Raw genomic sequence first — 18,337 nt, forward strand, 5'->3', positions numbered from 1 at the left:
TCGTCCATCGAACCAGACTCGTCGCGGCTCCGCTCGGACCCGGCCGGACACCCCTCTATGACGGTCGTTATAGTCGGTGGGCCGAGGCCGCCGAGGCCGCACGCATGAGACAAGGAGTACCCGCTCGTGAATCCGACCGATATCGGCACCCATCCGTTCGATCTCGCCACCGCGCCGGCGCCCGCCGGTGCGGGCCGGTATCTGGGCCGCACCACGGCGGATTACTCGAATATGGTCGGCCCCTTCGGCGGAGTCACCGCGGCCACCGCCTTGCGCGCGGTCCTCGACGATCCGCGGTGCGCGGCCGAACCGGTGTCGATCACCGTCAACTACGCGGGCGCCATCGCCGACGGCCCGTTCACGATCGAGAGCACACCGGTCCGGACCAACCGCAGCACCCAGCACTGGCTGCTGACGCTGACCCAGGACGACGCGGTGACCACCACCGCGACCGTCGTCTGCGGCGCCCGGCGGCCCACCTGGTCCGATACCGAGATCGAACCGCCCGCCGCGCCGCCCGCCGAATCGGTGGCCGTGGCGCAACCGCCGGAGTTCCCGGTGTGGATGCGCAACTACGAGATGCGATTCGTCGAAGGCGGCGGGCCGATCGCGTCGGATCCGCGGGAACAGCCGACCTCCACGACCACGCTCTGGGTGCGAGACCTCCCGGCTCGCCCGGTGGACTTTCCCGCGGTGGCGGCCCTGGCCGACGTCTTCATACCGCGGGTGATGGTGCGGCAGGGCCGGATGGTCGCCGCCAGTACCGTCTCGCTCACCGTCTACTTCCACGCCGATGCGGCCGCTCTCGCCGCCCACGGCGACCGTCCGGTGCTCGCCACCGCGCGGGGGCAGCATTTCGGCGGCGGCTATTTCGATCAGTCCGCACAACTGTGGGGCGCCGACGGCAGGCCGCTGGCCACCACGCATCAGCTTGTCTACTTCAAGGACTGAATCGGCATCGCGACCCGCCGCAGCGGGTATGCCCCGAGCATGCAGTGGTTCACGGCGCCCGAGTACTGGTTCGCGCGCGAGGTGTTCCAACGCGGCCTCGCGGTCGTCTATGTGATCGCGTTCGTGGGCGCCGCGCGGCAGTTCCGGGCGCTCATCGGCGCCGGGGGCATGCTGCCGGTGCCCGCCTTCCTGGCCCGGTCGTCGTTCCGGGGATCGCCGAGCATCTTCCATCTGCACTATTCGGACCGGTTCTTCGCCGGTGTCGCGTGGGCGGGTGCGGCGCTGGCGGTGGCGCTGGCGGCCGGGGCGGGCGATCAGGTGCCGCTGTGGGCGGCGATGCTGCTGTGGCTGGCGGCGTGGGTCCTGTATCTGTCGATCGTCAATGTGGGCCAGGCCTGGTATTCGTTCGGCTGGGAATCGCTGCTGCTGGAGACGGGATTTCTGGCGGTCTTTCTCGGCAACGGTCACACCGCGCCACCGATTCTCGTGCTGTGGCTGGCGCGCTGGCTGCTGTTCCGGGTGGAGTTCGGCGCGGGGTTGATCAAACTGCGCGGCGACCCCTGCTGGCGCGATCTGACCTGCCTGTACTACCACCACGAAACCCAGCCCATGCCCGGCCCGCTGAGCTGGCTGTTCCACCACCTGCCCAAACCGCTGCACCGCGTGGAGGTGGCCGCGAACCACATCGCTCAGCTGGTCGTGCCGTTCGCGCTGTTCGCTCCGCAGCCGATCGCGAGTGTCGCCGCGGCCGTCGTCGTGATCACCCAACTGTGGCTGGTCGCCTCGGGCAATTTCGCCTGGCTCAACTGGTTGACGATCCTGCTGGCCTGTACCGCGATCGACGCCCGCTCGGCCGCGACCGTTCTGCCGCTACCCGCTCAGCCCGCCTTCGCGGATCCGCCGATATGGTTCGTCGCGATGGCCTGCGCTTTCACGGCCGCGGTGGCCGTTCTCAGCTATTGGCCGATACGCAATCTGTTGTCGGGGCACCAGCGAATGAACGCCAGCTTCAACCGGTACCACCTGGTCAACACCTACGGCGCGTTCGGGCGGATCGAGCGCCGGCGATGGGAACTGGTGGTCGAGGGCACCCACGACCGGCACATCACCGAGCAAACCCTTTGGGAGGAATACGATTTCAAGGGTAAGCCCGGTGATCCGCATCGGCTGCCCCGCCAATGGGCGCCCTACCATCTGCGCCTGGACTGGCTGATGTGGTTCGCCGCCATCTCCCCGATCTACGCCCGCTCCTGGCTGGGCCCCTTCCTGCGGCGGCTGCTGATCAACGACCCGGCCACCCTGCACCTGTTGCGGCACAACCCTTTCCCGGACTTCCCGCCCGCCCATGTGCGAGTGCGCCAGTACCTCTATCGATTCAGCACCCGGGAAGAGCTGCGCCGCGACCACGTGTGGTGGCACCGCGACGCGGTCGGCGACTACGTGCCGCCCACTGCCCTCGCCTCCCCGCGGATCCGGCACGGCTGAGGTCGTCCGCAAGCCGATCAGGCCAGAACGGAGCGCTGCCCGACACCGACGTATTCGCCGAGCGGGCGGATCAGCGCGTTCGAGGCGCCCTGTTCGATGATGTGCGCGGCCCAGCCGGTGATCCGGCTCATCACGAAGATCGGGGTGAAGGTCTCGATGTCGAATCCGAGCAGGTAATACGCCGGGCCGGTGGGAAAGTCGAGATTCGGCGCGATCCCGGTGGCCTCGGCCATCGTGCGTTCGAGTATCTCGTACATGCGCACCCACCGGCCGCCGTCGGTGGCAGCGGCGATATCGAGCAATGCCTGCTTCATCGTCGGCACCCGGGAATCGCCGTTCTTGTAGACCCGGTGGCCGAATCCCATCACCTTATCCTTGTCCGCCAGCTTCTTCCGCAACCATGCTTCGGCTCGCTCGGGCTCGCCGATCTCGAGCATGTCGCGCATGACGGCCTCGTTCGCCCCGCCGTGCAGCGGCCCCTTCAGCGCGCCGATGGCGGCGGTGACCGCGCTGTAGATATCCGACTGCGTCGAGGTCACCACGCGCGCGGCGAACGTCGAGGCGTTGAAACTGTGCTCCGCGTAGAGAATCAGCGAGACTTCGAACGCTTTCACCAGTTCCGGCGCCGGCACGGTCCCGAAACACATGTTCAGAAAATTCTGCGCGTATCCCAGATGCGAATGCGGCGTGATCGGATCCAGTCCGTGCCGGCGGCGATGGTCGGCGGCCACGATGGTCGGCAGCACCGCCAGCATGCGTAACGCCTTGGCGCGATTGGCTTTCGGCGAATTGTCGTCCTCGAGCGGATCCTCGGCGCCGAGGTAGCTGATCGCGGTGCGCACCACATCCATCGGATGGCAGGTGTCGGGCAGTTTCGTCACCAGCGACAGCAGCGATCGATCGGCCCGTCGCGCCGCGCGTTCCTGCTGGCAGAACCGTTCCAGCTGAGCGTCGTTCGGCAGTTCGCCGTACCACAGCAGATAGGAGACCTGTTCGAAAGTGCAGTGCGCCGCCAGATCCTGGACGGCGTATCCGCGGTAGGTCAGCGAATTCGTTTCCGGCACCACCTTGGAAATCGCGGTGGTGTCGACGACGACGCCCGCCAGGCCCTTGTTGATCGCCGAAGTCGCGGCCTTCGTCATCATTGGTTCCTTCCGAGAGCGAAAGTGAATATGTCGGAATCGAATTCGTTGTAGCGCTCGTATCGCAGCAGTTCGTAGAGGCGGCTGCGATGTTGCATCCGATCCAGCAGTCCCGCCTGGGTGCCGGTCTCGTAGATTTCGCGCAGTCCGGTCTCGGCCGCCCACATCGCCAGGCGCAGGGTGGATACCGGATAGATCACCGCGTTGTAGCCGATCGATTCCAGGGTCCGCGCCGGCAACAGTTCGGATTTGCCGAATTCGGTCATATTGGCCAGCAGCGGAATCGAGACCGCGGCCCGGAATTTCTCGAAATCGGCTGCGCCGCTCAATGCCTCGGTGAAAATCAGGTCGGCTCCGGCGTCGGCGTAGGCGCGGGCCCGTTCGATCGCCGCGTCGACGCCCTCGATCCCGGCGGCGTCGGTACGCGCGCAGATGACGAAATTCGGATCGCGCCGCGCCGAGACCGCCGCACGCACGCGGCGCACCATCTCGTCGGTGGGCACCACCGCCTTGCCGTCGAGGTGGCCGCAACGCTTGGGATTCACCTGGTCTTCCAGGTGACAGCCCGCGAGGCCGCCATCCTCGAGCAGCGCCACCGTGCGGGCGGCGTTCATCGGTTCCCCGAAGCCGGTATCGGCGTCGACGAGCACCGGCAGATCGGTCACCCGGGCCACCTGAGCGCCGCGGCCCGCGACCTCGGTCAGCGTGGTCAGCCCGATATCGGGCAGCCCCAGTTCCGCCGACACCACGGCTCCCGAGACATACACACCTTCGAACCCGATGTCCTGAATCAGCTTGGCCACCAAGGGGTTGAAGGCGCCGGGGAATCGCTGGATCGACCCCGACACGAGCCCGGCGCGGAAGGCGACGCGTTTGTCGGCGGCGGAGGTGGCGGCGGCGAGCAGTCCGGTCATCGGAACAATCCCTTCGACAGCTTCGGGGCGCGGGCGAGCACCTCGTCGGAGACCGTGAACGTCAGTTGCGGCAGTTCGTCCGCCGACAGCGAGCCCGCCCGCTGCGCGACGTCGAGGAATCGATCCTGTTCGGCCGCGTCGACGATGCCCTCGGCGAGCGCGCGGAATTTGGCGATGTACTGCTCGCGGGCGAACGGCCGCGCGCCGAGCGGGTGGGCGTCGGCGACCGCGAGTTCGTCGACGATCACCTCACCGCTGGTCAGCGTGACCTCGGCGCGGGCGCCGAAGGCCTTCTCGGCGGGATCGGTGGAGTGGTAGCGGCGGGTCCATTCCGGGTCCTCGGCGGTGGAGATCTTGCGCCACAGCTCGATCGTGTCGGGCCGGCGGGCACGGTCGGGCGCGTAGGAACGCTCGTGATGCCAGGTCCCGTCCTGCAGGGCGACCGCGAAGATGTACATGACCGAGTGGTCGAGGGTCTCCCGCGACGCTTCGGGATCGAATTTCTGCGGATCGTCGGAACCGGTACCGATCACCACGTGGGTGTGGTGGCTGGTGTGCAGCACGATCGAGGCCACCCGGCCGAGGTCCCCGATGCGGTCGCGCATCCGCCGGGCCAGATCGATCGGCGCCTGGCTCTGATATTCGGCCGAATGCTCCTTGGTGTAGGAGTCGAGGATCGCTCGTTTGGGCTCGCCCGGCCCCGGCAGCGGTACCGAATACTCGGCGTCGGGCCCGGCCAGCAACCGGGCGATCACCCCGTCCTCGCCCTCCCAGATGGGCGCGGGCGCGCCCTCGCCGCGCATCGCCCGGTCGACGGCTTCGATCGCCATCTTGCCCGCGAAGGCCGGCGCGTAGGCCTTCCAGCTGGAGATCTCACCCTTGCGGGACTGCCGGGTCGCGGTGGTGGTGTGCAGCGCCTGACCGATGGCCTGATAGATCGTCTCGGTATCGAGGCCGAGCGCCGTACCGATCCCGGCGGCGGCCGAAGGGCCCAGATGCGCGACGTGGTCGATTTTGTGTTCGTGCAGGCAGATCGCCCGCGCCAGATCGATCTGGATCTCGTAGCCGGTCGCCAGGCCGCGGATCAGATCACGGCCGCTGCGTCCGGCATGGTGGGCGGCGGCCAGAATCGGCGGGATGTTGTCGCCCGGATGAGAATATTCGGCGGCGAGAAAGGTGTCGTGGAAGTCGAGTTCGCGCACCGCGACGCCGTTGGCCCACGCGGCCCACTCCGGGGAATACGCGCCGGGAACGCCGAATACCGGGGCACCGGGCCGATACGGGTGCGCCAGCGCCTGCGCGCGGGCGTCGGCCACCGCACGCCGGATGATCGATGCGGCGGCGACGGCGGCGTTGTCGATGATCCGGTTGACGATCATCTCTTCGGTCTCCGGCGCCACCGCGACCGGATCCGTGGCGACCTCGGCGATGCGCCACGCCAGGTGTTCGGCCCGCGGGAACACCTCGGCGGAGCGGTGCGTGCGAACGAGGTGATTCTTCACAGTCGGGACCTCCCGAGAACGTCGGTGAATCGCATGATTCGGACGCTACTCAGGAGAGGTACCCGTCGAAATACGTTGCAACTGCCTAGTTATGCGTTATCGATCCGGCGAAGTTGCGAATATTGCGGACTGTGCGCTCGTCCGCGAACCGTTCATCGATCGGCGGTCAAACGGTCCAGCAGACAGCTCAGCGCGAACCGCACCGTCTGCTCGAGCACCTCTTCCGGCTCACCGTCGAATTCGGCCCGGCAGGCCGTGACGGCGGCCTCGGAGGCGGTGGCGAACCAGACCGTGCCGGGCGGTTCGCCATCACTCGGTTCGGGCCCACCGACACCGGTGACCGCCACCGAATAGCTCGCGCCGAGCAGCTTGCGGACGTTGGCCGCCAACGCTTCGGCCGCCGGCCGCGACACCACCGGGACATCGGGCATATCCAGGACGGTGCGTTTGACCTCCGGGCTGTAGGCGACGACCCCGCCGCGGAACCACTGTCCCGCATCCGGTGCCGCGCCGAGGGCGGAGGCGATCTTGCCCGAGGTGAGCGATTCCGCCACCGCGATCGTCGAACCGGCCGCCGCGGCCAGCTCGGCGATCCGCTCGGCGGCACCCTCGGTCATCGCCTCGCCTCCCGGGCGGCCACGGTGTCCTCCCTCATTCCACTCCCCGTTCCGTGCCGTCGTCGCCGCTCTCGCGGTACGCCTGCAGCGCGGTGTCGAGCTCGCGTTGCAGCCGTTGCACTTCCGCCTCGTCTCCGGCATCGGACGCAGTGGTGATGTCCTGGCGAAGCTGGGCGATGACGTCGTGTGAAACCACGGGAACCTCCTCCGGCACGGAACGGTGAGCGGTCGGGAAGCTAGCTGCCCTGCTGGTGAGACCGCTGACGGGCCTCGTCGACCTTGGCCTCGGCCCGGGCCTTCTCGGCCTGAGCCTCCTTCTCGGCCGCCTCGCGCTGCGATTCGGCCTTGTCCTGCTGGGCCCGGCCCTCCGACTCGAGGTCGTTGTTGCCGGTGACGATGCCCGCCGCCTCCTTGGCCTTCCCCTTCACATCCTCGACGACGCCCTTGATGCCTTCACGCGGGCCACTGTTGTGGTCGGACACGGAGTCCCCTTCCGTCGCAATTTCCTGACATGCAACGACCTACCCAGCGCAGCGGTGCTCAATCGGACGATTACCCGCTCACGGCTCCGGCCAGGCGGGGCAACTGCCGCAGCGGGTTGTGGTGCTCGACCTCCATCCGCTGGTCGGCGTCGAAAATGTCGCTGAGACCGGGCGCCGGATCGTGACTGCCCGACTGTGGCAATGTCAACGCGCTGAACGGCCAATCCGAACCGAAGACGATGTGCTCACGGCCGATCACCGCGGTGGCACTCGCCATCGCGGCGGCCGAGCCGCTCAGCGCGGTGTCGACGTAGAAGGTCGAGATCTGTCGCTGGATGTCGAGCACGGAGGGTTTCGGTAGGTCCTGCGGCCACAACTGCCCCAGCACGGTCTGAGAGGCCACGCTGATCCGGTGCGACAAGAACGGCACCGTGCCGCCCGCGTGGGCCAGCTGGAATCGAATGCTCGGATATCGCTGGGTGACACCGGTGACCATCATCATGGTCGCCGCGCGGGTGGTGTCGAAGGTGAACTCTTCCAGGAAATCCGGTAGCGGCAGTTTGGGTTTCGCGTCGTCGGGGATCGCCGCGGGGTGGACGAAAACGTAGGCGTTGCGCTGGTTCAGCGCGGCCATCAACGGCTCGAACCGCGGATCCCCCAGGTACACGCCGTTGTAGGCCGACAGCAGGATCACCCCGTCGAGATGCAGTTCGTCGAGGGCGTAGATCGCCTCGGCGATCGAGGCGGGAATATCGGGCATCGGCAGGACCGCGAAGGCGCCGAACCGCGTCGGATTCGATCGGAACAGGCCGGCGGCATAGGTGTTGCAGTAGCGCGCCATATCGATGGCCTCCTTCCCGCTCAGGAAGGACACACCCGGGTCGGACACCGAAAGTGCTTGTGCCTGAATGCCGTAGTAGTCCATGAAGGCCAGCGCCTGCTCCGGCGACCACTCCGGTGTCGGGTAACCGCCGATGGTGAGGTGGCCGTGTTCGATCAGAGCGGCACGGTAGTCCGGGGGCAGGAAATGCGCGTGCAGATCGATGCGGTAGGTGCCGGAGGGCGCGGGCCGCTGGTCGCGCACCGGTGCCGCCCGCGCGGCGGGCAACACCGCCGCCGCGGCCGCGGCCACGCCCAGAGTGCCGGCGACGGCCGTACCCAGTGCGCGACGACGGCTCATCGCGGAGATGACGCGAGTGGCGTTCATGGATTCTCACTTTCCGAATCGGCTCTGATCGGTCGCGGGTCGAGCGCGGGCGACTTCGCGCTCGACGCACTGCGAAAGACCCTGTCCGAGAAGCGTTCCGCAGTGTCCTTCCGAGAAAGGCCGCCAACGCCACAGGAAGGTATTGATCAAATCATCAGATACGATCGACCGCGCTGTCAAGAGTAAATGATGAGATCATCAGAAATTCCCACCAGCCATGGAATAACCCGATGGGCGTGAGGATCCGGGCTCGACACTCGGGACGACGGCGCGGATCCCTCCTCATCCGACCTTGCGCACGGAGGTCGATTCCGAGTCCACCGGACCGCCGGTCGAACTCGTGGGCCGAAGCTCGGGAATCGGTGACCCGTCGTCGCAGACGAGGACGGAGTGCTGCTCGGCCGGGCCGAACGCGTGCCGCTCACCCCACTGCCGCAAGGCGACGACCACGGTGAACAGATCCCGCCCGGCGGGAGTGAGGGTGTAGACGTGCCGGCGGCCCGACGGCCCGGGTGCGCGTTCGAGGATGCCGCGCGACACCAATCGCCTGAGCCGGTCGGTGAGGATGTTGCGCGCGATTCCGGTGGCCTGCTGGAAGTCCCGGAATGCCCGGGCACCGTCCATGGCGTCGCGAACGATGAGCAGACTCCATCGATCCCCGACCAGGTCGAGCGTCCGCGCGACCGGACACGCCGGATCGGTCCACTCCAGGTCGGCGAGTACCGGCTCCGTCATCACGACCTCCACAACGGTTGCTGATTGAAACCATTGTGTCGTACCGTCCAATCAGTTGCAAAATGCTACTGATTTGGAGCCTCGGTGTTCATCTCTCTCGGTCGGCGCCTGCTGCTCGCCACCGTTTGCGCGGTGTCGGTCGCGACCGTCTACTCCGCCCAGCCGATACTCACGCAGATCGGTGACGACCTGGGTATGCCGGCCGGCGAACTGGGCTGGGTCGTCACCGCGGGACAGCTCGGTTACCTGGTGGGATTGATATTTGTCGTTCCGCTCGGTGACACGGTCGACCGGCGCCGGCTCATCGCCGCGCAGCTGCTGCTCACTGCCGCGGGGGTGGTGATCGCCGCGACCGCCGCACACACGTGGGTGCTGCTCACCGGGGTCGCCCTCGCCGGTCTGTTCGCGGTCGTCGTGCAGACGACGGTCGCCTACGCCGTGGCCGTCTCGGCACCGCAGCACCGCGGACGCACCCTGGGCGCGGTGACCTCCGGCGTCGTCGTCGGCATCCTCGGCGCACGCATCGTCGCGGGCCTGCTGGCCATCGTCTGGGGCTGGCGCAGCGTGTACGCCGTGACGGCAGTCCTCCTCGTCGCGCTGGCGGGCCTCGTCCTGATGCTTCTGCCGACCGAGGCGCGCGCGGGCCGCACCGGCTATCGGCAGGTGCTGCGCGCCTCGCGGTCCCTGTTCGGTGACCGGCTTCTGCTCTCGCGCGGACTGATCGCGTTCTTCCTGTTCGCCTCCTTCGGCACGCTGTGGAGCGGCCTGGCGTTGCCACTCGCAGCCTCGCCGTGGCATTTCGACAGCGCGCACATCGGCCTGTTCGGACTCGCCGGGCTGGCCGGCGCACTGGGCGCGGGCCGAGCCGGACGCTGGGCGGACCGCGGTTACGCGCGCCCGGTCACGGGGGCGGCACTCGTCCTGCTGGCCGTCTCGTGGTCCGCCACGGCACAAGGATCGTGGTCGCTGCGGCTGCTCGTCGCGGGCGTCGTCGTCCTCGATTTCGCCGTGCAGGCCGTGCATGTCGGCAATCAGCACCTGCTCACGGCCGCACACCCGGACCGGACCAGCAGCGTCATCGGCACGTACATGCTCTTCTACTCCGTCGGTTCGGCGTTCGGCGCGGCCGCCACGACCGCCGCGTATTCGGCCGCCGGCTGGACCGGGTCCAGCATTGCCGGCGCCGCCTTCGCGGTCGGGGGCTTCGCGGTATGGGCGATCGCGGACGGCCGCCGGCGGACGGCCGACCGGCGTCCGAGGCGCTCGATCACGCCCGCCACGGCGCCGGGACACGATGTGGTGCAGAGGCTCCCAGAGTGATCAGGAATCGAGAAGCGACGGTCGTGCGATCGCCGATAACGTCTTCGACATGAACATCACCACTGCTCAGAGCACCATCGCATCGGTCATCCTCGAGACCCCGGACCCGGCTGCCGCCGCGGCCTTCTACGAGGCCGCGTTCGGACTCGGCGACCGGCTGCGGGTCCGCAAGTCGGACGCGGAGACCACCGGCTTCCGCGGATACATCCTCTCCCTCGTGGTGTCCCAGCCGAGCACCGTCGACAGCCTCATCGGCTCCGCGGTCGCGGCGGGCGCGACGACGGTCAAGCCGGCCAAGAAGAGCTTCTGGGGGTACGGCGGCGTCGTGCAGGCCCCCGACGGCGCGGTCTGGAAGATCGCCACCTCGGCGAAGAAGGACACCGGCCCGGCCAGCCGCGAGATCGACGATTTCGTTCTGCTGCTCGGGGTCGAGAGTGTGAAGGCGACCAAACAGTTCTACGTCGAGCGCGGCTTGACCGTGGCGAAGAGCTTCGGCGGTAAGTACGCCGAGTTCGAGTCGCCGGCCGGGTCGGTCAAGCTCGCCCTCTACGGACGCAAGGCCGCCGCCAAGGACGCGGGCGTCCCGGCGGAGGGCTCCGGGTCGCATCGCATCGCCGTCACCGGTCCCCTCGGTTCCTTCACCGATCCCGACGGATTCGTGTGGGAGGTCGAGGCCTGAGCCGGGTGGCCCGGCCGGAATCAGGCCGCCCGCAACGGAACTCGGAAGGACTTGCGCAGCGACGACGGGCCGACCAGGGGAAGCAGCACGGCGAGGAGCTTCCCCTCGAGCGCCCGTGGCGTCCGGGTCAGTTCGACGTCGACACGGCTGCCCTCCGGGGCAGGTGTGGCACGGAAGACCCACCCACCACCGGCGCCGAAGAGTTTGGAATCCAGGGTGGTCACGGTCACCGTGTCGCCCGCCGGGTCCCACTCGTAGCGGGCGCGCTCCCAGGCCGCCTCCGTCCCCTCGGTGACCTCGGCCCACCCCTCGCCCTGCTCGTGCACGACGAAGTGCTCGGCATCGATCGTCGGCCACACCTGCGCCCGGGACGGGCCGAAGTCGGTGAGGACGCCCACGACCTCGGCGGGGCTCAGCGTGGAGATGAGATGAAAACGGACCGTGGTCATGGAAACTCCTCGAAACCGGTAGGGCCGCCGGCCGCGGATTCGCGGTGCCGGACACTCATCGAGCATCGCCGCTACCGGTGCCGCTACGAATCCGTCGGATGACGCTGCGGTGACGTAATCTCCATGACCTCCATCAGCTGGTTCGCGAATTCTTCGGCCTCGGTGCGCACGCCGTTGTGTGCCCCGGGGAACTCGACCACCTCGAATCCAAGCCGGGCCGCGATCTCGACCGCGGGCCGATAGGGCAGGCACCCGCGCGTTTCGCGGCCGACCGCGAGCACCAGACGGTCCGACACCGCGGCGAGCGCACTGTAATCCGGTGTGTACGAGGTGAATTCACGCAACTCGTGTTCGATCATGAGCGGGCCGTTGGCGGCGAGGCGGGCCCACATCTGCGCGGCACGCTCCGACAGCCGCGAAACCTGCGGCGCCGGTTTCATCGCGGGACCGATGCCCGCGAGGAATCTCGCGCCGGCCGCGGCGACGCCCTCGGTGTGGAGCAGGACATAGACCTCCTCGACCATCGCGAGGTGCCGGTCGGCGTCCGGCAGGACGGCGAAGCAGGGTGGTTCGTGCGCGACCAGTCGGCGCACCCGGTCGGGATGTCTCGCCAGCACGTCGAGTCCGACGATCGCGCCGTTGCTGGTTCCGCAGACGAACGCCGGCTCATCGGACAGATGCGCGAGCAGCCGGGCCACGTCGTCCGCCTGCACCGCCACCTGCTGATCCTCGGGCCCGTGGGCGAGCACGCTGCGCGAACAGCCGCGCGGATCCAGCGCCACGACGGTGAAATGGCGCCTGAGCACCTCGGCCATCTCGTCGAAGACACCCGCATCGCCGCCGCCACCGGGAATCAGCAACAGCAGCGGCCCGTCGCCGCGCAGTTCGTAGTACAGCGTCGCGCCGGGGACGGTCAGTGTGTCGGATCTCATTGCGCTACTTCCTCTTCGATGCCGGACGGCCACTGCGACAGGGTGCGATGCAGGGCCTCGAGAATGCGGTGCCAGCTGGCGTCGATCGCCCGGGAGTGCGCGAATCCGCCCGCCGCCTCCAGGGTGGCGAAGCCGTGAAATGTGCTGCGCAGCAAGCGTCCCGCGTCGGTCGACCCGGGTTCGCTCAATCCGTATCCGCGCAACAGCGCCGCGGTGAGCTCGATACCGCGCAGCAGGGCCGGCTCTCCGGCGACCTCCTCGGGATCCATGCGGATCTGCGTTGCCGCGTACCGGCCCGGATGGTCGAGGGCGTAGGAGCGGTACGCGTCGGCGAACGCGAACAAGGCCTCACGCCCGGAGCGCCCCGCCACCGCCGCGCCGATCCGCTCGTTCATCTCCGCCCCGGCCAGCAATCCCACCTGCACCTGCAGATCCCGCAGGTTCCGAACGTGGGTGTAGAGGCTGGGATCCTTCACCCCGAACCTGCGGGCCACCGCGGACAGGGTGACGTGGGCGAATCCGACTTCGTCGGCGAGTTCCGCTGCGGCGCGGGCGATTCGCTGCCTGGACAATCCCGCACGGGGGGACATGTACCACTCCTAACCTAATTTACTTAGGATGTAACCTAAGCATATTAGGATCGGTGCGGCCACATAATTTTCGCCCCGATGTCGAGGGCGGGAACGGCGAGCACGCGAAGGCCGGTTCCGCGGGGGTGCTCACGGTGCCAGCGATTGCGTACCCAGCACGATCGCCAGGTCGAGCCGAGCGGCGTCCTCGGTACCGGGCTCGGCGGTGTAGACGGAAATGCGCAGATCATCGAGAGTCACGAGCAGGGTGTCGCAGTCGAGGGTGATCAGGCCGACCGCCGGGTGGTCGATCGTCTTCCGCCTCGACGGGTCCGGCGCGGGCGGTGGCGTCTCGGCGTTCCAGAGGTCGGTGAACGTCGAGCCCGCCGCGCCGAGGTCGGTGATGAGGCGCCGCAGGGTGCGGTCGGCGGGATAGCGGGAGGCGGTCAGGCGCAGGTCGGCCACGAGCCGGGCTTCGTGCTCCGCCTGCTCCCGCTCGGAGTGCACGACCCGGGTCGGCATGCGAGTGATGTTGCGCCACACAGCATTGCGCTCCACGCCGCGCCACGAGGTGGTGTCGCCCATCAGCGCGTTGTACGGCGCGTTGGCCATCACCAGCGTCCAGCTCGCGTCGTAGATGACGACCGGCGTGTGCGACAACCGGTCGAGCAGTCGTTGCACGCTCGCGGTGATCCGCGAGGGCACGACGTCCGGGCCCGGTGCGGCATGCCCGGCCAACCGGTAGAGCAGGTCGCGTTCGGCATCCGACAGGCGCAGTGCCCGGGCCAGTGCCTCCACCACCTGCGCCGACGGCGCGGTCGCGCGCCCTTGTTCCAGGCGGGTGAGGTAGTCGGCGGAGATGCCGGCGAGCGCGGCCAGTTCCTCCCGGCGCAATCCGGCGGCCCGGCGCCGGGACCCCACCGGCACGCCGACGGCCTCGGGCGCCACCCGGTCGCGCCAGCGGCGCACCGTCCGGCCGAATTCCCACGCTTCCACGTACTCAGTCTGCGCGAGCGCGCGCCGGCTTGTCCTGGCCCTGGCAGTCCTACGACAACCGGACGACTGCCTACGGCCCGGCCCCGCCGGCACGCTGGGGACATGACCGAAACCGGAACTGTTCTCATCACCGGCCCGACCCGCAACCTGGGCCGCGCCACCACGCTGGCGATGGCCGGCCGCCCGGTCGGACAGCGTCCCGACCTCCTTCTGGTCGGCCGCGCCGGGCCGGATCTGACCGCGATCGCCGACGAGGCCCGTGCGCGCGGCGCCCGGGTCCGCGAAATCGGTTGCGACCTGGCCGATCTCACCGATGTCCGCGCCGCCGCGACGACCGTGCGCGAACTTCTCTCCTCCGGTGCCGTGCGACCACTGCGCGCACTGATCGCCAATGCCGGCATCATGTCCGCCGACACCCGGCAGGCCACGCCCGACGGTTACGAGACGACCTTCGCCGTGAACTACCTCGCCCACGCCCAGCTCATCGGCGATCTGCTCGACGTGTTCACCGCCCCGGCGCGGATCGTTCTGCTCGGTTCGAACACCTATCACGCCAACTTCTGGCGCAGGCTGCTCCATGTCGCCGAGGCCGAATGGGCCGATCCGCTCGATCTCGCTCGCCCGGCCACCGGCGAGCAGGCGCCGGGCATGACCGCATCGGGGGTCGCGTACTCCAACGCCAAGCTGGCGATTCTGTACTACGCCCACGAACTGCAGCGCCACGCCGGCCCCGGGATCAACGTCTCGGTCTTCGAACCGGGCTGGATGCCGGGTACCGCGCTCGGCCGCGGCGCTCCCGCGCCGGTGCGAGCGATCGGCCGCGCTATCGGCCGGCTCCCCGGCGTCTCGACCCCGCAACGCTCCGGACCGCTCCTGGCCTCGATGGCCCTCGACGAGAAGTGGGCACACCTGCGCGACGGCGCCTTCGTGGTCAAGACCGCGCTCACCGAGGTGCAGCCGGTCGCCCACGACCGCGACCGCGAACGCCGCCTGTGGGAGGCGACCACCGAGCTGCTCGAGCGCGTGCGGGCATAGGCGGCAATCCACGCTCGATGGCGGGAAACACGTGGTGGCAGGGGTTTCATGGCGGATTCGCACGGGCGCGGCGCGGGTACCGGCCGGGCCGCACCCCGGTCGGTAGGTTGGCCATCATGCGTACCGACGAGGATTCCTGGGATATCAACACCGGTGTCGGATCCACGGCATTGTTCGTCGCGGCCGCTCGCGCCCTGGGCGGCCGGGCGGACGACGCTCCGGCTCGGGACCCGCTCGCCGAGCTGTTCGTCTCGGCCGCGGGCGGCGAGTGGGCGGATCTGATGGCAGGACGACTGCCTGAACATCCCTTGCTGACAACCGATTTCGGCATCCCGTTCCAGCAGCATCAGCTCTTCCGCACCCGGTATTTCGACGACTACCTGGAGGCCGCGGTGTCGTCGGGAATCAGGCAGGTGGTGGTGCTCGCGGCGGGCCTGGACGCACGCGCCTATCGACTGCCGTGGCTGGCGGGCTGCACCGTCTACGAACTGGATCGGCCGCTTGTACTCGAGTACAAGCGCGCGACCCTCGCGCAGGCCGGGCGCGAACCGATCGCGGATCGCCGGGAGGTGGCGGTCGATCTGCGCGGCGATTGGCCGAAAGCCCTGCGCGACAGTGGCTTCGATTCCGACCGGCCGACCGCGTGGTTGATCGAGGGGCTGTTGATCTACCTGACACCCGCCGCCCAGGACCGGCTGTTCGATACGGTCCACTCGCTCAGCGCACCCGGCAGCCGGGCCGCCGTCGAACAGATGGATCCCCTGCCCGCCGAGGCCGCCGAAGCCCTGGCAGCAGACGGAGAATCCGGCTCGGAATGGGTGAAGTTGATCTACAACGAGCCGCGCAGCGAGGCCACCGCCTGGTTCACCGACCGCGGATGGAGCGGCGAGCGCGTCTACCTTCCCGACTACATTCGCAGCCTCGGCCACACCCCGGCGGGCCCCGACGGCCGCCAGCAGTCACTGATCAATCTGGCGACCGTCACCCGGCCGTGAGCCTATTCAGCCCGCGCAGCTCCACAGCTACCTGTGAGCGAGCAGCGAGGTTGCGATGAACGCCTAGCGGGCCGGGTTCTGCCCCGCGACCGCGACCGCCCGGCGCCGGGGACGCTCACCGGGCACGAGCAGCGCGAGGACGGCGACCACCACCGCGCCGCCGAACAGGTACAACCCCCACGTGCCGGTGAGCAGATGCTGGTAGTCGTCGCGCAACTGTCTGTCGAACCGCTGATCCAATCGCCAAGCCGGTACCGCGATCGCCGCGATTCCGGCCAGCACCGCCAGCCATCCCAGGACGCGCGAGCCGAACAGCCCCGCCAACAGCATCACCAGGGCGACGAGCAGCAACACCACCGTGTAGGACGCGCGCAGCTGCGCCGCCTGGGCCTGCACCCCGTCCAGCGGGATTCCGGTCGCGAAGCCGTCGCGGATATCGACGAGCCGGATGTGGCGGGCGTGCACAACTCCGACGAACGGCCCGAACGCTCCGACCGCCATCACGACCCCACAGGCGAACAGCACCAGATGGACGACAGCGCGCATACGTCCACGGTATTCCGGGCGGCGCCGCAATGCACCGACCCCGGCGCGATCGTCGTCGTGTCGCGACCGGACACGCCGACGGTTCAGACGCCGGTGGTCGATCCCGGGCGTACGACCATCAGCACCGCGACGATCGCCCACAGCAGGTTGAAGATTCCGGCCGACATGGCCAGGCGCGCGGCCGTGGCATCGACGCGGCCGGCTGCCACGGCCGTGAGCGCGGCGCGTTGGTCGGGCAGGATCATCGTGGCCAGGATCGCGGCGGCGGCAGCGGTGAGGGCGATCGAGGTGATCAGCCATCCCGTCCCGAGTACGCCCAGGGCGGCGCCGGTGGCCAGTCCGAAGATCGGAACCGCGAGCCCGACGGCCGCGTATACCCGGCAAATACGATGGAGCACTGGAAGATTCGCGTTCATGTCGGCCGATCCGGCAGCCCGGCGCAGGGCCGGGGGAAACATACTCGCGGCGACGGCTACCGGGCCGATCGCGATCACCGCGGCCAGAACATGCAGCGAGAGCAGCACTTTCGTCACCGGATGTGCTCCGCTCCACCGCGGCGCACGCCGGTGACCTTCGACGCGGGCAGGCGTCCCGCCTTGGCGGTGCCGGTGAGGGCGTCGCCCTCGACGGTCACCGCGAAGGCGAGATTCACGCGCATCGGTTTCCTGACGGCCTGATTCCAGGTGAGCCGATCACCGTCGAGCACGATGTCGTGCAGCGAAACCCGTTCGCCCGCACCGCTTGCCGTGCCGGCGAGGGTGCCGTTCTCGCGATGGATATCGAGTTCGACGGCAATCCTGCCGATCGGGGTGGAGATGGACAGATCCCAAATGCCTTCGGCGGACATGACGCAGTTGTTCCTCGGATGTGTCGTGGGTGAGCAGGTCGGATCAGACGGTGACAGGAACGGGACCCTGGCGACGCCAGACGATGCCGCGGCGTTCGTGCGCGAACAACCGCTCGACCGCGTGCGCGATGCGCGGCCCGACCTCGCGTTCGAGCAGATGGAGACCGAGGTCGAGCCCGGAGGTGACGCCGGCGCCGGTAACGAGATCGCCGTCGTCGACCACGCGCGCGTCCACGGCCCGCACGCCCGTGGCCTCGAGCAGATCCAGTCCCAGATGATGGGTGGTCGCCGGACGCCCCTCCACCAGCCCGGCCATGGCGAGAATCAACGACCCGCCGCAGACGGCGGCAACCGTGATCCGCGGATTCGCCATCGCCGCGCGGAGCAGCTCGGGCAGTCCGGTGCTCAGCGTGCGGCCGAGCAGAACCGGGATCGATTCGTCGCTACGCCACTCGCCGGCGGCCCCGGCATCCTGATCCGGCATCTCCCCCGGCTCGCCGATGCGGCCCGAGGCGCCGGGGACCAGCACCACACCGGGTCGCGCCGGATCGAGCGCCGCGGTAGCGCGCAAGGTCAGGCCGCCGGTGCCGCTCACCACCTCCCGCGGCCCTTCTGCCGAGACCAGTTCGACGCTCACGGCACCGTCGGATGCCGCCCCTCCGGCATAGAGCACCTCGTACGGGGCGATGACGTCCAGCGGATCGAACCCGTCGAACAGGACGATCTGAGCATGCATGGGAATCCCTTCGAATCCGCCCGGCCGGCCCGGGCACGGCCTGACGGTATTCGGGCGGGTCCGCGGTTCCCAGTGGCGTTTTCGACAGGTTTCGACGGGAAAACGCCATACCTCAAAAAAGCCACTCTCACCTGTGCAAAGAGAGCGATTTCCGGGGCCTCATGGCGAACATCACAGGCGGCGACGAGGTATGTTCCG

Annotated in this window: 22 protein-coding genes; 6 read left to right on the plus strand and 16 right to left on the minus strand. The window is 68.7% G+C overall.

The features are described from left to right. The first annotated feature begins 126 nt into the window (after positions 1-126). Together NE2_RS23525 and NE2_RS23530 are read left to right on the plus strand one after the other, a co-directional pair. Positions 127-951 (plus strand): acyl-CoA thioesterase, encoded by an 825-nt coding sequence (locus NE2_RS23525; protein WP_063029475.1) that lies wholly within the window; start codon positions 127-129, stop codon positions 949-951. A gap of 39 nt (positions 952-990) precedes the next feature. Continuing rightward, on the plus strand, positions 991-2,436 hold the full coding sequence (locus NE2_RS23530) for a lipase maturation factor family protein (RefSeq protein ID WP_063029477.1): 1,446 nt from the start codon (positions 991-993) through the stop codon (positions 2,434-2,436). Positions 2,437-2,453: 17 nt separating this feature from the next. Here the strand turns inward: NE2_RS23530 and NE2_RS23535 are convergent, their stop codons facing one another. The 8 genes from NE2_RS23535 to NE2_RS23570 all read right to left on the minus strand — a co-directional run bounded on the left by NE2_RS23535 (position 2,454) and on the right by NE2_RS23570 (position 9,035). Continuing rightward, positions 2,454-3,581, minus strand: coding sequence for a bifunctional 2-methylcitrate synthase/citrate synthase (locus NE2_RS23535; protein ID WP_373862279.1), 1,128 nt, complete (start codon positions 3,579-3,581; stop codon positions 2,454-2,456). Beyond that, positions 3,578-4,492, minus strand: a complete 915-nt coding sequence (prpB, locus tag NE2_RS23540) for a methylisocitrate lyase (protein WP_063029481.1) — start codon at positions 4,490-4,492, stop codon at positions 3,578-3,580. Before prpB ends, NE2_RS23535 begins: the two co-directional genes overlap by 4 nt. Next, the gene (gene prpD / locus NE2_RS23545; protein ID WP_063029483.1) at positions 4,489-5,994 is read right to left on the minus strand and encodes a 2-methylcitrate dehydratase PrpD; all 1,506 of its coding nucleotides are present in this window, start codon (positions 5,992-5,994) and stop codon (positions 4,489-4,491) included. The genes prpB and prpD overlap by 4 nt, the downstream gene beginning before the upstream one ends. Before the next feature lie 152 nt (positions 5,995-6,146). Continuing rightward, on the minus strand, positions 6,147-6,611 hold the full coding sequence (locus tag NE2_RS23550; protein ID WP_063029486.1) for a CinA family protein: 465 nt from the start codon (positions 6,609-6,611) through the stop codon (positions 6,147-6,149). A gap of 34 nt (positions 6,612-6,645) precedes the next feature. Continuing rightward, positions 6,646-6,807 (minus strand): hypothetical protein, encoded by a 162-nt coding sequence (locus tag NE2_RS23555; protein WP_157110963.1) that lies wholly within the window; start codon positions 6,805-6,807, stop codon positions 6,646-6,648. A 40-nt stretch (positions 6,808-6,847) separates the two neighbouring features. Then, positions 6,848-7,093, minus strand: a complete 246-nt coding sequence (gene mbp1, locus NE2_RS23560; protein WP_063029490.1) for a microaggregate-binding protein 1 — start codon at positions 7,091-7,093, stop codon at positions 6,848-6,850. Positions 7,094-7,163: 70 nt separating this feature from the next. Continuing rightward, positions 7,164-8,300, minus strand: coding sequence for an amidohydrolase family protein (locus NE2_RS23565; RefSeq protein ID WP_106958465.1), 1,137 nt, complete (start codon positions 8,298-8,300; stop codon positions 7,164-7,166). A gap of 282 nt (positions 8,301-8,582) precedes the next feature. Continuing rightward, complete coding sequence (locus NE2_RS23570) at positions 8,583-9,035, minus strand: winged helix-turn-helix transcriptional regulator (protein ID WP_063029601.1); 453 nt, start codon at positions 9,033-9,035, stop codon at positions 8,583-8,585. 84 nt (positions 9,036-9,119) lie between these two features. On the opposite strand from NE2_RS23570, the gene NE2_RS23575 reads away from it, so the two are divergent. After that, positions 9,120-10,355 carry an MFS transporter gene (locus NE2_RS23575; protein WP_063029492.1) on the plus strand — a complete coding sequence of 412 codons (1,236 nt, stop codon included), beginning with the start codon at positions 9,120-9,122 and terminating at the stop codon, positions 10,353-10,355. A 49-nt stretch (positions 10,356-10,404) separates the two neighbouring features. Continuing rightward, positions 10,405-11,034, plus strand: coding sequence for a VOC family protein (locus NE2_RS23580; RefSeq protein WP_063029494.1), 630 nt, complete (start codon positions 10,405-10,407; stop codon positions 11,032-11,034). A 20-nt stretch (positions 11,035-11,054) separates the two neighbouring features. On the opposite strand, the gene NE2_RS23585 is transcribed toward NE2_RS23580, so the two are convergent. From NE2_RS23585 to NE2_RS23600, 4 genes are all read right to left on the minus strand, one after another. Continuing rightward, positions 11,055-11,483, minus strand: a complete 429-nt coding sequence (locus NE2_RS23585; protein WP_063029496.1) for a hypothetical protein — start codon at positions 11,481-11,483, stop codon at positions 11,055-11,057. An 83-nt stretch (positions 11,484-11,566) separates the two neighbouring features. Next, positions 11,567-12,415 (minus strand): alpha/beta hydrolase, encoded by an 849-nt coding sequence (locus NE2_RS23590; RefSeq protein ID WP_063029498.1) that lies wholly within the window; start codon positions 12,413-12,415, stop codon positions 11,567-11,569. After that, positions 12,412-13,005 (minus strand): TetR/AcrR family transcriptional regulator, encoded by a 594-nt coding sequence (locus NE2_RS23595; RefSeq protein WP_063029500.1) that lies wholly within the window; start codon positions 13,003-13,005, stop codon positions 12,412-12,414. Before NE2_RS23595 ends, NE2_RS23590 begins: the two co-directional genes overlap by 4 nt. A gap of 129 nt (positions 13,006-13,134) precedes the next feature. Continuing rightward, positions 13,135-13,980 carry a helix-turn-helix transcriptional regulator gene (locus NE2_RS23600; RefSeq protein ID WP_063029502.1) on the minus strand — a complete coding sequence of 282 codons (846 nt, stop codon included), beginning with the start codon at positions 13,978-13,980 and terminating at the stop codon, positions 13,135-13,137. 102 nt (positions 13,981-14,082) lie between these two features. Here NE2_RS23600 and NE2_RS23605 point away from each other — a divergent pair, with 102 nt between their 5' ends. Both NE2_RS23605 and NE2_RS23610 read left to right on the plus strand, forming a co-directional pair. After that, on the plus strand, positions 14,083-15,015 hold the full coding sequence (locus tag NE2_RS23605) for an SDR family NAD(P)-dependent oxidoreductase (RefSeq protein WP_063029504.1): 933 nt from the start codon (positions 14,083-14,085) through the stop codon (positions 15,013-15,015). Positions 15,016-15,131: 116 nt separating this feature from the next. Continuing rightward, entirely contained in the window at positions 15,132-16,010 is an 879-nt protein-coding gene (locus NE2_RS23610) for an SAM-dependent methyltransferase (protein WP_063029506.1), read from the plus strand. A gap of 63 nt (positions 16,011-16,073) precedes the next feature. Here NE2_RS23610 and NE2_RS23615 read toward each other — a convergent pair whose 3' ends face one another. From NE2_RS23615 to NE2_RS23630, 4 genes are all read right to left on the minus strand, one after another. Then, complete coding sequence (locus NE2_RS23615) at positions 16,074-16,556, minus strand: hypothetical protein (RefSeq protein WP_063029508.1); 483 nt, start codon at positions 16,554-16,556, stop codon at positions 16,074-16,076. An 83-nt stretch (positions 16,557-16,639) separates the two neighbouring features. Continuing rightward, positions 16,640-17,089 carry a hypothetical protein gene (locus NE2_RS23620; RefSeq protein ID WP_063029510.1) on the minus strand — a complete coding sequence of 150 codons (450 nt, stop codon included), beginning with the start codon at positions 17,087-17,089 and terminating at the stop codon, positions 16,640-16,642. Further along, positions 17,086-17,403, minus strand: a complete 318-nt coding sequence (locus NE2_RS23625; RefSeq protein WP_063029513.1) for a hypothetical protein — start codon at positions 17,401-17,403, stop codon at positions 17,086-17,088. The genes NE2_RS23620 and NE2_RS23625 overlap by 4 nt, the downstream gene beginning before the upstream one ends. 43 nt (positions 17,404-17,446) lie before the next feature. Continuing rightward, on the minus strand, positions 17,447-18,139 hold the full coding sequence (locus NE2_RS23630; RefSeq protein WP_063029515.1) for a DJ-1/PfpI family protein: 693 nt from the start codon (positions 18,137-18,139) through the stop codon (positions 17,447-17,449). Between the last annotated feature and the right edge of the window lie 198 nt (positions 18,140-18,337).

The sequence above is a fragment of the Nocardia elegans NBRC 108235 genome, assembly GCF_001612845.1.
Classification (GTDB): domain Bacteria; phylum Actinomycetota; class Actinomycetes; order Mycobacteriales; family Mycobacteriaceae; genus Nocardia; species Nocardia nova.

Coding starts and splice junctions, on each gene's coding strand:
- NE2_RS23565 (WP_106958465.1), bottom strand. CDS start 8,300: ATGAACGCCACTCGCGTCATCTCCGCGATGAGCCGTCGTCGCGCACTG.
- NE2_RS23570 (WP_063029601.1), bottom strand. CDS start 9,035: ATGACGGAGCCGGTACTCGCCGACCTGGAGTGGACCGATCCGGCGTGT.
- NE2_RS23610 (WP_063029506.1), top strand. CDS start 15,132: ATGCGTACCGACGAGGATTCCTGGGATATCAACACCGGTGTCGGATCC.
- NE2_RS23630 (WP_063029515.1), bottom strand. CDS start 18,139: ATGCATGCTCAGATCGTCCTGTTCGACGGGTTCGATCCGCTGGACGTC.
- NE2_RS23530 (WP_063029477.1), top strand. CDS start 991: ATGCAGTGGTTCACGGCGCCCGAGTACTGGTTCGCGCGCGAGGTGTTC.
- NE2_RS23535 (WP_373862279.1), bottom strand. CDS start 3,581: ATGATGACGAAGGCCGCGACTTCGGCGATCAACAAGGGCCTGGCGGGC.
- NE2_RS23590 (WP_063029498.1), bottom strand. CDS start 12,415: ATGAGATCCGACACACTGACCGTCCCCGGCGCGACGCTGTACTACGAA.
- NE2_RS23580 (WP_063029494.1), top strand. CDS start 10,405: ATGAACATCACCACTGCTCAGAGCACCATCGCATCGGTCATCCTCGAG.
- NE2_RS23615 (WP_063029508.1), bottom strand. CDS start 16,556: ATGCGCGCTGTCGTCCATCTGGTGCTGTTCGCCTGTGGGGTCGTGATG.
- NE2_RS23605 (WP_063029504.1), top strand. CDS start 14,083: ATGACCGAAACCGGAACTGTTCTCATCACCGGCCCGACCCGCAACCTG.
- NE2_RS23550 (WP_063029486.1), bottom strand. CDS start 6,611: ATGACCGAGGGTGCCGCCGAGCGGATCGCCGAGCTGGCCGCGGCGGCC.
- NE2_RS23585 (WP_063029496.1), bottom strand. CDS start 11,483: ATGACCACGGTCCGTTTTCATCTCATCTCCACGCTGAGCCCCGCCGAG.
- NE2_RS23625 (WP_063029513.1), bottom strand. CDS start 17,403: ATGTCCGCCGAAGGCATTTGGGATCTGTCCATCTCCACCCCGATCGGC.
- prpB (WP_063029481.1), bottom strand. CDS start 4,492: ATGACCGGACTGCTCGCCGCCGCCACCTCCGCCGCCGACAAACGCGTC.
- NE2_RS23595 (WP_063029500.1), bottom strand. CDS start 13,005: ATGTCCCCCCGTGCGGGATTGTCCAGGCAGCGAATCGCCCGCGCCGCA.